Below are 13,164 nucleotides of genomic sequence, written 5' to 3'. Positions count from 1 at the left end.
GAATTATGATGGTCAACCACGCGACAGATGCCGCCGCTTCGGGGCAATTCGCTGTCAAACATCCCGGCGCCGCCGGGCAGTCCCGTTTCGTGCAGCGCATCCGGCGCCGCTATGAGCAGGAGCTCGCGCTGCTGCCGCCCGGCGCGCCGCGGCGAGACACCATGCTGCAGACCCTGGAGACGCTGCGCGCGCGCGGCCTCGACCTCGGCTCCGCGCTGCGCGTGCTGCGCCACCTGGTGCTCGAACGCCTGGCGGTCATCGATACCGAATGCGAGGCCCCGCTGGCCGTGGTCACGCTGGCCGTGACCGAGCTGGCCGAGATCGCGCTCGACCAGGCGCTGATCCAGGCGCAGCAGGAGCTCGACGAGCTGCACGGCGCGCCGCTGTTCCAGGACATGTCGGTGCCGCCCGCCCAGGGCGTACAGCTCAAGCGCGCCACGCTCTGGGTCGTCGGCATGGGCAAGTTCGGTGCCCGCGAGCTCAATGTGTCGAGCGATATCGACCTGATCTACGTCTACGACAACGATGGCGACACCGCCGGCAACGCGATCGGGCGCAACCGCATCAGCAATCGCGAGTATTTCGCCAAGGCGGTCAAGCGCATCTACGCCACCGTCGGCGACATCACCGAGCATGGCCAGGTGTTCCGGGTCGACCTGATGCTGCGCCCCAACGGCAGCTCGGGCCCGCCGGCGGTCTCGCTCGGCGCGCTGGAGGAATATTTCCTGGTCCAGGGTCGCGAGTGGGAGCGCTTCGCCTGGCTCAAGAGCCGGATCGTCGCGCCGCTGGCGTCAATACGCGACGGCAGCGCGGGTCAGCTGCGTGGCGTCGTGCTGCCCTTCGTGTTCCGCCGCTACCTCGACTACAGCGTGTTCGATGCGCTGCGCAGCCTGCACCGCCAGATCCGCGAACATGCGGCCAAGCGCGCTGCCGGCCACCCCGAGCGCGCGCACGACGTCAAGCTCTCGCGCGGCGGCATCCGCGAGATCGAGTTCACCGTCCAGCTGCTGCAGGTGGTGCGCGGCGGCGCCTTCCCCGAGCTGCGCAAGCGCCCGACGCTTGACGCGCTGCAGCGCGTGACCCGGGCCAACCTGATGTCGGCCGCGACCGCGCAGCAGCTGGCCGAGGCCTACGATTTCCTGCGCCGGGTCGAGCACCGGATCCAGTACCTCGACGACCAGCAGACCCATATCCTGCCGACGCGCGATGACGACCTGGCCTGGATCGCCACCACCATGGGCCATGCCGACACCCCGGCCTTCCTGCATGCGCTCGACGCGCACCGCGAGTTTGTCGCACAGGAGTTCGATACCCTGCTCGGTCAGTCGGCCCAGGCCGGCTGCAACGGCAATGGCTGCAATGGTCAGCCGCGCAGCGGCGTCGAAAGCCTGCAGTCGGTGCTGCCCCAGCTGCCGCCCGCCTTCGCGGCCAAGGTCGCCGAGTGGCTGGAGCATCCGCGCGTGCTGGCGCTGCGCGAGGACGCCCGCGTGCGGCTGGCGCGCCTGGTGCAGCGCACCGGGGCCTGGATCGAGGAAGGCAAGGTCAGCGAGCAGGGCGCGCTGCGCCTGGCCGACTGGATCGAACCGTTGCTGCGGCGCGAAAGCTACCTCGCCTTGCTGCAGGAGCGGCCCTCGGTGCACGAGCGCCTGTTGCGCATCTTCGGCTCCGCCAAGTGGCCGGCGCGCTACCTGCTCAAGCACCCGGGCGTGATCGACGAGCTCGCCAGCCACCAGCTGTTCGAGGACCGCTTCGACCCGGCCCAGTTCGAATCCGAGCTGGAGGCGCGCCGCCTGTCGCTGGCCGCCACCGGCGAGGACGACGACGAGGCGCTGCTCGACCTGCTGCGCCGTGCCACCCATGCCGAGACCTTCCGCACCCTGGCGCGCGACGTCGAGGGCGTGCTGAGCGTCGAGCAGGTCGCCGACGACCTCAGCGCGCTGGCCGACACCGTGCTGCGCGTGACCGGGCGCTGGTGCTGGCAGCGCCTCAAGCAGCGCCACCGCGAGGACCCGCGTCACGCCATCATCGGCTATGGCAAGCTCGGCGGCAAGGAGCTCGGCTACGGCAGCGACCTCGACATCGTGTTCGTCTACGAGGACGACGACGAGCGCGCCCCCGAGGCCTATGCCGCCTTCGTGCGCAAGCTGATCAACTGGCTCACCGTCAAGACCGGCGAGGGCGATCTCTACGAGATCGACACCGCGCTGCGCCCGAACGGCAACTCGGGCCTGCTGATCACGACCTTCAACGCCTTCGCCGACTACCAGCAGCAGCGCGGCAGCAACACCGCCTGGACCTGGGAACACCAGGCCATCACGCGCGCGCGCTGCGTGCTCGGCGCGCCCGAGCTGGTCGACCGTTTCGAGGCGGTGCGCGAAGCCGTGATGACCGCGCCGCGCGACATCCCGGCGCTCAAGGACGAGATCCGCGTCATGCGCGAACGCATGCGCGAGGCCCAGCATCTGCGCGAGGGGCGCTTCGACCTCAAGCACAGCCCGGGCGGCATGATCGATGTCGAGTTCATCGTCCAGTTCCTGGTGCTGTCGGCCTGCGCCGAGCATCCCGAACTGCGCGGCAACGTCGGCAACATCGCGCTGCTGCAGCGCGCCGAAGCCGCCGGTCTGCTGCCGGCCGGCCTGGGCGAGGCAGCGGCCGTCGCCTACCGCGAGCTGCGCCACCTGCAGCACCGCGCCCGGCTCGACGAGTCCACGACCCAGTTCGATCCGGTGCCGCTGCAGGCGCAGATCGACGCGGTCCAGGCGCTCTGGGCGCATGTGCTGGGCTGAAGTCCGCCATCTGACGCCCGCCGCGATCAGCGGCGGCGGCTGAACGGCAAGCTGGCGGGCCGCCGCGGTGGCGGCGCGGGTCGTCGAGCGCGAGCCGGGGGCGGGAACTTTCTTTCGCCGCCCCGCTCAAACCGGGGAGCGGCAGGCGCGAGGGCCTGTCGCGAATCGATACCTTGTACCGTCAGGACGCGCGGCCCGCGGTGGCCCGTCGCAATCCCGAGCCGCCCATCCTCCTCCTTCCTCTCGTTCGGTTCGGGGCGCCTGGCGGTACCTTTTATGCCCCGGGCCGCGCCCGTCGATCGCCTCGGCGGGCGCGCGCTCTTCTACAATCCGGGCCATCATGCAAGCACCCATCCCTGTCGAATTTTCTCCCGTCACGGCCCTGTCGCCGTTGGACGGCCGCTACTCGGCCAAGCTCGCCGCGCTGCGCCCCTTCATGAGCGAGTACGGCTACATGCACCGCCGCGTGCAGGTCGAGCTGGCCTGGTTCGAGCACCTGAGCGACGCCGGCTTCGCCGAATTCCCGCCGCTGTCGGCGGTCGCGCGCGCCCATCTGCGCGCCGTGGTGGCCCAATTCAGCCCGGCCGACGCCGAGGCGATCAAGGCGATCGAGAAGACCACCAACCACGACGTCAAGGCGGTCGAGTACTGGATCCGTGGCAACGCCGCCATGGGCGTCAAGGGCGCCTTCGACGGCTGGCCCGAGCTGCGCAAGGCCGGCGAGTTCGTGCATTTCGCCTGCACCAGCGAGGACATCAACAACACCAGCCACGCGCTGCAGATCAAGGCCGGTCGCGACCAGGTCCTGCTGCCGGGCCTGGACGGCATCATCGCCAAGCTGCGCACCCTGGCGCACAAGTTCGCCGCCGTGCCGATGCTCAGCCGCACCCATGGCCAGACCGCCAGCCCGACCACCGTCGGCAAGGAGCTCGGCAACGTCGCCATGCGCCTGTTCACCGTGCGCGCCAAGATCGCCGATGTCGCGCTGATGGGCAAGATGAACGGCGCCGTCGGCAACTACAACGCCCACCTGAGCGCCTGGCCCGAGTTTGACTGGGAAGCCTTCAGCCGCGCCGTGGTCGAGACCCCGGAGGCGACCGCCACCACCCCGGCCGACGCCAAGATCGGTCTGGGCCTGACCTTCCAGCCCTACTCGATCCAGATCGAGCCGCACGACTACATGGCCGAGCTGTTCGACGCCGTCGCGCGCAGCAACACCATCCTGATCGACCTGTCGCGCGACATCTGGGGTTACGTCTCGCTGGGCTACTTCAAGCAGAAGCTCAAGGCCGGCGAGATCGGCTCCAGCACCATGCCGCACAAGGTCAACCCGATCGACTTCGAGAACGCCGAAGGCAACCTGGGCCTGGCCAACGCGGTGCTGAAGCACCTGTCCGAGAAGCTGCCGATCAGCCGCTGGCAGCGCGACCTGACCGACTCGACCGTGCTGCGCAACATCGGCGTCGCGCTCGGCTACGCCGTGCTGGCGCACCAGTCGCTGATGACCGGCTTGAACAAGCTCGAACTCAACGAGGAGGCGCTGGCCGCCGATCTCGACGCGGCCTGGGAAGTGCTGGCCGAGCCGATCCAGACCGTCATGCGCCGCTACGGCGTGCCGGGCGCCTACGAGAAGCTCAAGGAAGTCACGCGCGGCAAGTCGGTCACGGCCGAGGCGCTGCATGCGTTGATCGTCTCGCTGGAGATCCCGCAGGCCGACAAGGACCGGCTGCTGGCCATGACGCCGGCCAGCTACATCGGCAAGGCCGTCGAGCTGGCTCAGCGCGTCTGACGACAAATCCGTTCTTCAGGGACGGATCGCGCAGCAAAAAGCCCCTTCTCGGGGCTTTTTGCATGGGTGCGGGCCGCTTCAGGTCTGCTGGCTGCGGCGCTTGACGCGTTCCAGCATGCGCTGGACCTCGGCCGCTGGCAGACCGTAGCTGTCGGCGAAGGCGGCCGGCTCCAGACCGCTGGCGCTGTAGGCGCGGTGCAGCGCGGCGTCCTTGGCCGCGCGCGCGGCCGCCTCGTCGAGCGCCTGGTCAAACAGCGCCTGCACCGCCGGGTCGCGACTGGGCAGCAGCACGGCGTAGTCCTCGCGGCTCAGCCCCGAGGCCTCGAAGGCCTGAGCGATGCGCTGGCGCAGCTTGGGGCGGAGGTCTTCCTGGCTGCGCGTCTGGCGGCGGCGGTGGACTTCCAGCAAGGCATGCAGCACATGCTCGGGCGCCATGTCCTCGACCGCCTGGCCCGCCAGATCATGGCGGGCCTGACCGGCCGCGACGCCGCTGAGGTAGCGGGTCGAGCGGGTGTGCAGCGCCAGCGCCGCCTTGAGGCCCTCCGCCTCCAGCCCCTCGGGCTGGGCGGCCAGCAGGTCGGCGTAGATGCCGCGCTTGAGCGGGCGCGGCTGTTCGCCGAACAGCTTGGGATACCAGTCGGCCAACTGCTGGAGCACGGGATGGGCCGGCGCCTGCGCGCGTGCCTGGCCCTGGCTGGCCGGGGCCGGACCACGGCGCCGACGCGGCTGGCTGGAGGAATTGTTGGAGCGGGGCGGTTTGGCTTGTGTATCGTTCATGAAAAAATTGTCGCCGATTTTTCGGCATGCCGGTTTTGTGCGATAATAGCCGCTTCTCGGGTTCTTAGCTCAGTTGGTAGAGCAGCGGACTCTTAATCCGTAGGTCGAGTGTTCGAGTCACTCAGGACCCACCAAATACCGAGGAGCAGCTTGGCCGCTGCAAGCCTTCTTCCGTCAAGGAAGTTCAGTTGTCTCATGAGGCGACTGGTGCCAGATTGAATGGGTTCTTAGCTCAGTTGGTAGAGCAGCGGACTCTTAATCCGTAGGTCGAGTGTTCGAGTCACTCAGGACCCACCATTCAAGCTGCTGCAGACGACAGTCTTCAGCATTCAGTTTTCGAGCAGATGGCGATTCATCACGCTCGATTGGGTCGTTAGCTCAGTTGGTAGAGCAGTTGACTTTTAATCAATTGGTCGCAGGTTCGAGTCCCGCACGACCCACCATACATAGCCCCGCAGCCACAAGCTGTGGGGCTTTTGTTTTTTCCGGCTGGCTTCAGCCCAGCGGCAACAGCCGGTAACGAACGCGTCGGTAGTCACGGCCCTGTTCGACCAGTTCGAGCGTCTCGATGATGAAGTGGCGTGTTCCCAGCTGCATCTGCAGGCGGCGCAGTCCAAGCGCATCGGGTGGCAGCAACAATTCCACCGCATCCTGTTCGTCGGGGCGAAGGCTGAGCAGGATGGCGGTCTGGCCCTTCGACATGGGGCCACCGTCCTGATGCGGCAGGACGGGGCGCAAGTTCACGCGGACGGCCTGCTGGCCGATCAGTTCGACTCCGATGCGATAGTGCGTGTCGGTCTCGGCCGTGATGCGCCGCAACAGTCCCATGCGCATGGCTGCGGCGCTTTGCACCCGCGTGCCGATCAGCGTGCCGACCGTTAGCCAGTCGGATGGTTGCGCGGGCAGCGTGGCGCCGAATCCTTCCGCGCTGTGGTCGGAGACGACCCAGCTCTCGGCCCTGAGTGGAATGGGCATCGCGCCCTTGCCGCCTTCCTGCAGCTGTCCCAGCCAGCGCAGCGCCGGCAACAGGCCCGGCAGCACGGTCATGCGGGACAGGGTGGGCTCGCGCTTGCTGCGTCGGGCTGGCCTGGCATCCGCCCAGTGGCGCTCCAGGTGGTGCAGCGTTGCCAGCAGGTCGGCCCGCGAGAATTCGCTGCCCAAGCCGACCTCGCGGGTCAGTTGGCCATGTTGTTGCGCCTGCGTGATCAGTTTCTGCAGCGCCAGCGCCGAGGTTCCCGCACCGAAGAAGCGCGACAGCGGTGCGGTCGTCGCCGCCGCGCCGCCTGCTACCCGCGTCGGCGGCTGGTGTAGCGACAGGTCGAAGCAGAAGGCGCAGCCGGGACCTGCCGTGGTGTGCAGCGCGAAATAGGGGCTCAGGTGGGCCGAGAGGCGTTCCGCTATGTACAGCTGGACCGGCGCCAGGGCATCGGGCGCCGCCATCGACAGCATCAGGGTCTTGAGCAGTTCCTGCTTGGGCGTCGATTCGCCCGGCCGGCCTTCGTGCAGGACGCAGCGCCGTTCGGCCAGCCCCCAGCTTTCCGCCAGCAGGTAGCACTGGCCGAGGTCGCGCCAGATGCGCTCTTCGACATGCGCATAGCGCAACAGTGACCATTCGTGCTGCCGGGCCAGGGTGTGCAACAGACGGGTCAGCACCAGCGGCAGCCGGGATCGGAAATTTCGTACCTCGTCGGGTTCCGCCTGGTAGCGCAGCAGGCATTGCAGGTAGGCGTGGCCCAGTTGCTGCCAGTAGCCAAAGGTCGTGCGCCAGATCTCGCTCTCGCTGAGCTTGCGCATGCGCTGCGCGTCGAGGTACTGCGGCACCAGGCGGAGCTGGTGGTACTCGGCCAGTTTTTCGATCTGCCCGATCAGGTCCAGCCAGTGTTCCAGCGGGCATTGCCTCAGCTCGACCAGTTCGGCCAGCCATTGCCTGAGCTGCCCCAGCGCCGCCAGCGCGCTGCCGGTCGGCAGCCGCTCCTTGAGCGACTGCGTCGACACACAGCCCTCGAGCAGATGCCGCTCGGGGGAGACGGCCAGCAGAGGCCGGGCTTCGGTGTTCGAGTCCATCGCTGCAACGAAGTAGATCGTGAGCGATGACTGTAAGTTTTAAGCGATGAAAAGGCAAATTTATTATTTTTTTCTTGGTTTAACAAGATGATTGCCTTGTTTTATATTCTCTTTATTTTTGTATATATTATTTCAGGCTGGGCGTGAAGTCAGCGCAAACCGGCGTCAGTGGCACCGAGTCGCCTGATGCCGCCCCCGCGCTGGCCTGCGGGTAAACCACTAGCGCTCAGGACCTCTGCGGCAACCCGGCTGCATACAATCGGCGCACCTGCCCTCACCCTTCCGGGAAGGGCCATCAGTCAATGGAGTCATTATGGAAGTCTTGCTTCAGCAGATCATCAACGGTCTGGTGCTGGGCAGCATGTATGCCCTGGTCGCGCTGGGCTACACCATGGTCTACGGCATCGTCAATCTGATCAACTTCGCCCATGGCGAGGTGTTGATGGTCGGTGCCTTGACCTGCTGGACCCTGGTCGGCCTGCTGCAGGAGGCCTTTCCCGGTCTGCCGGGCTGGCTCGTGCTGCTGGTCGCGATGGCGCTGGCCAGCGTGGTGGCCGCCGCGCTCAACTGGACCATCGAACGTGTCGCCTACCGGCGCCTGCGCAACAGCCCCAAGCTGGCGCCGATGCTGACCGCGATGGGCATGAGCATCCTGCTGCAGACGCTGGCCATGATCATCTGGAAGCCGAACTACAAGTCCTTCCCGACCCTGCTGCCGAGCACGCCCTACGAGTTCGGTGGCGCGGTGATCACGCCGACCCAGATCATGATCCTGGGCCTGACCGCCGTGTCGCTGGCGGTGCTGATGTGGCTGGTCAACTCGACCAAGCTCGGCCGCGCGATGCGCGCGACCTCCGAGAACCCGCGCGTGGCCAGCCTGATGGGGGTCAGGCCCGATTTCGTGATCGGCTCGACCTTCGTGATCGGCGCCGTGCTGGCGACCATCGCGGGCGTGATGTGGGCCTCCAACTACGGCACGGTGCAGCACACCATGGGCATGCTGCCGGGTCTCAAGGCCTTCACGGCGGCGGTGTTCGGCGGCATTGGCAACCTGGCCGGCGCCGTGGTCGGCGGCCTGCTGCTGGGCCTGATCGAGGCGATCGGCTCGGGCTATATCGGCGAGCTGACCGGCGGCGTGCTGGGCAGCCACTACACCGACATCTTCGCCTTCGTCGTGCTGATCATCATGCTGACCCTGCGCCCCTCGGGCCTGCTGGGCGAGCGCGTGGCCGACCGCGCCTGACGGGAACCGGAGTACCCCATGAAACTGAACAAATTCCAAACGCTGCTGTTCGCGCTGGCGCTGCTGGTGCTGCCGCTGCTGTTGCAGGGCTTCGGCAATGCCTGGGTGCGCATCGCCGACATGGCGCTGCTTTACGTGATGCTGGCGCTGGGCCTCAACATCGTGGTCGGTTATGCCGGCCTGCTCGACCTGGGCTACGTCGCCTTCTTCGCGGTCGGCGCCTATCTCTACGGCCTGCTGTCCTCGCCGCACCTGATCGACACCTTCCCGGCCATCGCCGCGCTGTTCCCGCAAGGCATGCACATGTCGCTGCTCGTCATCGTGCCGCTGGCGGCGCTGCTGGCCGGCATCGCCGGCGTGCTGCTGGGCGCGCCCACGCTCAAGCTGCGCGGCGACTACCTGGCGATCGTGACGCTGGGTTTCGGCGAGATCATCCGCGTCTTCATGAACAACCTGGACCATCCGGTCAACATCACCAACGGCCCCAAGGGCATCGACCAGATCGACGCCATCCACCTGTTCGGTCTCAACTTCGGCAAGAAGCTCGAACTGTTCGGCTTCGAGATCGCCTCGGTCACGCTCTACTACTACCTGTTCCTGGCGCTGGTGCTGGGGGTGGTGCTGGTCTCGCACCGGATCGAGTATTCGCGCATCGGCCGCGCCTGGATGGCGATCCGCGAGGACGAGATCGCCGCCAAGGCGATGGGCATCAACACCCGCAACATGAAGCTGCTGGCCTTCGGCATGGGCGCGAGCTTCGGTGGCATCTCGGGCTCGATGTTCGCGGGCTTCCAGGGCTTCATCTCGCCCGAATCGTTCAGCCTGCTCGAATCGGTCATGATCGTCGCGATGGTCGTGCTTGGCGGCATCGGCCACCTGCCCGGCGTGATCCTGGGCGCGGTGCTGCTGTCGGCGCTGCCCGAGGTGCTGCGCTATGTGGCCGGTCCCCTGCAGGCCATGACCGACGGGCGACTGGATGCCTCGATCCTGCGCCAGCTGCTGACCGCGCTGGCCATGATCATCGTGATGCTGGTGCGTCCGCGCGGCCTGTGGCCGACCTCCGAGCATGGCAAGAGCCTGCAGCATGTCAAGTGAGCCGCAAGGAAAAACCATGGCAGAAACCGTACTGAAAGTCGCTGGCATCTCGAAACGCTTCGGCGGCCTGCAGGCCTTGTCCGAGGTCGGGCTCACCATCGAGCGTGGCCAGGTCTACGGTCTGATCGGCCCCAACGGCGCCGGCAAGACCACCTTCTTCAACGTCATCACCGGGCTCTACACGCCCGACAGCGGAACTTTCGAGCTCGGCGGCAAGCCCTACCGGCCGACGGCGGTGCACGAGGTGGCCAAGGCCGGCATCGCGCGCACCTTCCAGAACATCCGGCTGTTCTCCGAGATGACCGCGCTGGAGAACGTGATGGTGGGCCGCCACCTGCGCACCCAGTCGGGCCTGCTGGGCGCGATCCTGCGCACGCCCGGCTTCAAGGCCGAGGAGCGCGCGATCATGGAGCGCGCGCGCGAACTGCTCGACTATGTCGGCATCGGCAAGTACGCCGATTTCAAGGCGCGCACGCTGAGCTACGGCGACCAGCGCCGGCTCGAGATCGCCCGCGCGCTGGCGACCGACCCGCAGCTGATCGCGCTCGACGAGCCGGCCGCCGGCATGAACGCGACCGAGAAGGTCATGCTGCGCGAGCTGATCGAGCGCATCCGGCAGGACAACCGCACCGTGCTGCTGATCGAGCACGACGTCAAGCTGGTCATGGGCCTGTGCGACCGCGTCACCGTGCTCGAGTACGGCAAGCTGCTGGCCGCTGGTACGCCAGCCGAGGTGCAGCACAACGAAAAAGTCATCGAAGCCTATCTGGGCACCGGAGCACATTGATATGGCCGACGCATTGCTGAGAGTCAAGGGCCTGAAGGTCGCCTACGGCGGCATCCAGGCGGTCAAGGGGGTGGATTTCGAGGTTCGCGCGGGCGAGCTGGTGTCGCTGATCGGCTCCAATGGCGCCGGCAAGACCACCACCATGAAGGCCATCACCGGCACGCAGGGGATCCAGGGCGGCGACATCGAGTACCTGGGCCGCAGTCTCAAGGGCCAGGGACCCTGGGATCTGGTCGGGCAGGGCCTGGTCATGGTGCCCGAGGGCCGCGGCGTCTTCACGCGCATGACCATCACCGAGAACCTGCAGATGGGCGCCTACCTGCGCAACGACAAGGCCGGCATCGCGGCCGACATCGAGCGCATGTTCGAGATCTTCCCACGGCTGCGCGAGCGCAAGGACCAGCTCGCCGGCACCATGTCGGGCGGCGAGCAGCAGATGCTGGCGATGGGCCGCGCGCTGATGAGCCAGCCGAAGCTGTTGCTGCTCGACGAGCCCTCGATGGGCCTGTCGCCGATCATGGTCGACAAGATCTTCGAGGTCGTGAAGGATGTCCATGACCAGGGCATGACCGTGCTGCTGGTCGAGCAGAACGCCAGCCGCGCGCTGGCGCTGGCCGATCGCGGCTACGTGATGGACTCGGGCCTGATCACGATGAGAGGCCGGGGCAGCGAGATGCTGAACGACCCCAAGGTGAGAGCGGCCTACCTGGGCGAGTGAGCCGGGCGCCGTCTGGTGCGCCAGGCTCAGTAGCTATCAGTAGCTGCTGCTCTTGGACTCGATCTTGACCAGAACTGAGCGGCAAGCCTCGGGGTTCAGCCCGAGGTTCGAGCGATCAGGCCGGTACGGCCTGTAGCCTGCTGCGCAGTCCATGCCCTATCATGTTCGCCGTGAACACCGCCACCAAGACCCTCCAGCTGCGCATCAAGGACAAGCACGCCCGCGTGCTGTCGTCGATGGCCCGTGAGGTCAATCAGGTGTTCAACTTCTGCAACGAGACCAGTGCCCGCGCCATCCGCGAGCGCCACCAGTGGCTCAGTGGCTACGACCTGCAAAAGCTCACCGCCGGGTTCAGCCAGTGCGACGGCATCACCATCGGCAGCGGCACCGTGCAAGTCGTCTGCGCTGAATACGCCACCCGGCGCAAGCAGTTCAAACGCTCACGCCTGAACTGGCGGGTATCGAACCCCCAATCATCGAAATACTCGTTGGGCTGGATTCCGTGCAAGGGTGGGCACGCCCGCTACAAGGCCGGGCAGATCCACTTTGCCGGCCAAAAGTTCGGCCTGTGGGACAGCTATGGTCTGTCGGATTACGAGTTGCGCGCCGGCTCGTTCAGCGAGGACAGCCGGGGCCGCTGGTACTTCAACGTGGCGGTGCAGGTGCCAGCAAAACCGAGCGCGGGCACGGCAGCGGTGGGCATCGACCTGGGCCTGAAGGAGGCGGCCGTTTGTTCAGATGGCCAGCGTATCGAAGGCCGCTGGTACCGGGCGCATGAGCAAAAGCTGGCCACCGCCCAGCGGGCGAGAAAGAAACGGCGCGTCAAGGCCCTTCACGCCCGGATCAGAAACCAGCGCAAGGATGCGCTGCACCAATTGAGCACCGCCCTGGTGCAACAGAACGCCGCCATCTTCGTGGGCGACGTGGCCAGCGCCAAGCTGGTCAAGACCAGAATGGCCAAGTCCACGCTGGATGCGGGCTGGGCCATGTTCAAGACGATGTTGGAATACAAGAGCCATCAGGCCGGTATCGTCTTCGAGGTAGTCAACGAAGCGTATTCAACCCAGACTTGCTCGTGCTGCGGGGGCATTCCCGCCAGCAGTCCGAAAGGTAGGGCGGGTTTGCGAATAAGAGAATGGGCTTGCAGCGAGTGCGCGACGGTCCACGACCGGGACGTGAACGCGGCCAGGAACATTCTCGCGGCGGGACATCGCCGTCTGGCAGCAGGAATCCCCGCCCTTTAAGGCGGGGAGGATGTCAAAACCTTGAAGCTGCTGCCCGACAGGTAGCCTTTGGCCTCGACGAAGCCGCTGACGATTGAGCCGTGCTCCCAGCTCGCCGAGCTCAGGTCTGCGGTGTAGCTCACCGTTCCGCTCTGCAGCGTGCATGCGGTGTTGAGCGCCGAGCAGCTCAGGTTGCCGTAAATCTCGAAGCTGCGCGAGGGGTTGGCCGGAGTCGTCGAGTTGTTCGATGCCGGCGGGGTCAGGCTCTTGTAACGCAGACCGTCACGGTCCGAATCGGTCGAGTCATCCGAATAGTCTTCGGTCTTGTGCTGACCTTCGAACTCGATGCGGGTCGCTTCCAGTACACCGTTGACGATCCGGCCCTTGGCCTCGACATAGTCGCCGTTGACGATGCTCGCGCACAGTGTCGTGCTGACGGCCTGCACCGGCACGCCCTGGACCTTGAACGAGCAACCGCTGGTTGTCGTCCCCTTGTCGGAGATCACGCCGTAGAGCTCGTTGCGCTCGTTGGCCTGGCGCGTGGTGCCGATGTATTGTAAGCGCGTGAACAACTACGCCCTGGCGCCGGTGGCCGAGGTTTGACAGGATTGCGTCCGCAACCAAGAACTGCGGACGCAACGATGACAGAAGATGATTTGAGCTTTCTCCCGCTGAAAGTCAG

10 protein-coding genes and 3 tRNA genes are annotated in these 13,164 nt (G+C 66.4%); 10 read left to right on the top strand and 3 right to left on the bottom strand.

Annotation, left to right across the window (positions count from 1 at the left end; genetic code table 11):
• Nucleotides 1-5 precede the first annotated feature (5 nt).
• Together glnE and purB are read left to right on the top strand one after the other, a co-directional pair.
• Nucleotides 6-2,786, top strand: coding sequence for a bifunctional [glutamate--ammonia ligase]-adenylyl-L-tyrosine phosphorylase/[glutamate--ammonia-ligase] adenylyltransferase (glnE, locus tag PHR85_RS07050; protein WP_300052276.1), 2,781 nt, complete (start codon nt 6-8; stop codon nt 2,784-2,786).
• Between the two features lie 340 nt (nt 2,787-3,126).
• Nucleotides 3,127-4,575, top strand: coding sequence for an adenylosuccinate lyase (gene purB / locus PHR85_RS07045; RefSeq protein ID WP_300052273.1), 1,449 nt, complete (start codon nt 3,127-3,129; stop codon nt 4,573-4,575).
• 78 nt (nt 4,576-4,653) lie between these two features.
• Here purB and PHR85_RS07040 read toward each other — a convergent pair whose 3' ends face one another.
• A complete protein-coding gene (locus PHR85_RS07040; protein ID WP_300052270.1) occupies nt 4,654-5,352 on the bottom strand; it encodes a ProQ/FinO family protein in 699 nt (232 codons plus the stop codon).
• Between the two features lie 58 nt (nt 5,353-5,410).
• Between PHR85_RS07040 and PHR85_RS07035 the strand changes: the two genes are divergently transcribed.
• The 3 genes from PHR85_RS07035 to PHR85_RS07025 all read left to right on the top strand — a co-directional run bounded on the left by PHR85_RS07035 (nt 5,411) and on the right by PHR85_RS07025 (nt 5,795).
• Nucleotides 5,411-5,486 (top strand) — tRNA-Lys (locus PHR85_RS07035).
• A gap of 87 nt (nt 5,487-5,573) precedes the next feature.
• Nucleotides 5,574-5,649: transfer RNA gene (locus PHR85_RS07030), tRNA-Lys, on the top strand.
• 70 nt (nt 5,650-5,719) lie between these two features.
• A tRNA-Lys gene (locus tag PHR85_RS07025) sits at nt 5,720-5,795 on the top strand.
• A 52-nt stretch (nt 5,796-5,847) separates the two neighbouring features.
• Here the strand turns inward: PHR85_RS07025 and PHR85_RS07020 are convergent.
• Nucleotides 5,848-7,416, bottom strand: coding sequence for a hypothetical protein (locus PHR85_RS07020; protein ID WP_300052267.1), 1,569 nt, complete (start codon nt 7,414-7,416; stop codon nt 5,848-5,850).
• Nucleotides 7,417-7,729: 313 nt separating this feature from the next.
• Between PHR85_RS07020 and PHR85_RS07015 the strand changes: the two genes are divergently transcribed.
• From PHR85_RS07015 to PHR85_RS06995, 5 genes are all read left to right on the top strand, one after another.
• The gene (locus PHR85_RS07015) at nt 7,730-8,659 is read left to right on the top strand and encodes a branched-chain amino acid ABC transporter permease (RefSeq protein ID WP_300052264.1); all 930 of its coding nucleotides are present in this window, start codon (nt 7,730-7,732) and stop codon (nt 8,657-8,659) included.
• Between the two features lie 18 nt (nt 8,660-8,677).
• Nucleotides 8,678-9,754, top strand: coding sequence for an ABC transporter ATP-binding protein (locus PHR85_RS07010; RefSeq protein ID WP_300052262.1), 1,077 nt, complete (start codon nt 8,678-8,680; stop codon nt 9,752-9,754).
• A 16-nt stretch (nt 9,755-9,770) separates the two neighbouring features.
• Nucleotides 9,771-10,541, top strand: coding sequence for an ABC transporter ATP-binding protein (locus PHR85_RS07005; protein ID WP_300052260.1), 771 nt, complete (start codon nt 9,771-9,773; stop codon nt 10,539-10,541).
• A 1-nt stretch (nt 10,542) separates the two neighbouring features.
• Complete coding sequence (locus tag PHR85_RS07000) at nt 10,543-11,259, top strand: ABC transporter ATP-binding protein (RefSeq protein WP_300052258.1); 717 nt, start codon at nt 10,543-10,545, stop codon at nt 11,257-11,259.
• 161 nt (nt 11,260-11,420) lie between these two features.
• Nucleotides 11,421-12,503 carry a transposase gene (locus PHR85_RS06995; RefSeq protein WP_300052256.1) on the top strand — a complete coding sequence of 361 codons (1,083 nt, stop codon included), beginning with the start codon at nt 11,421-11,423 and terminating at the stop codon, nt 12,501-12,503.
• On the opposite strand, the gene PHR85_RS06990 is transcribed toward PHR85_RS06995, so the two are convergent.
• Nucleotides 12,500-13,054 carry a DUF5666 domain-containing protein gene (locus PHR85_RS06990; RefSeq protein ID WP_300052253.1) on the bottom strand — a complete coding sequence of 185 codons (555 nt, stop codon included), beginning with the start codon at nt 13,052-13,054 and terminating at the stop codon, nt 12,500-12,502. The two genes, PHR85_RS06995 and PHR85_RS06990, sit on opposite strands and share 4 nt — an antisense overlap.
• Nucleotides 13,055-13,164: the final 110 nt, after the last annotated feature.

It is taken from the genome of Malikia sp. (assembly GCF_028687635.1).
Taxonomy (GTDB): Bacteria; Pseudomonadota; Gammaproteobacteria; order Burkholderiales; family Burkholderiaceae_C; genus Malikia.
The sequence above is the reverse complement of the archived record's forward strand: the minus strand, read 5'-3'. Positions and strand labels throughout refer to the sequence as shown.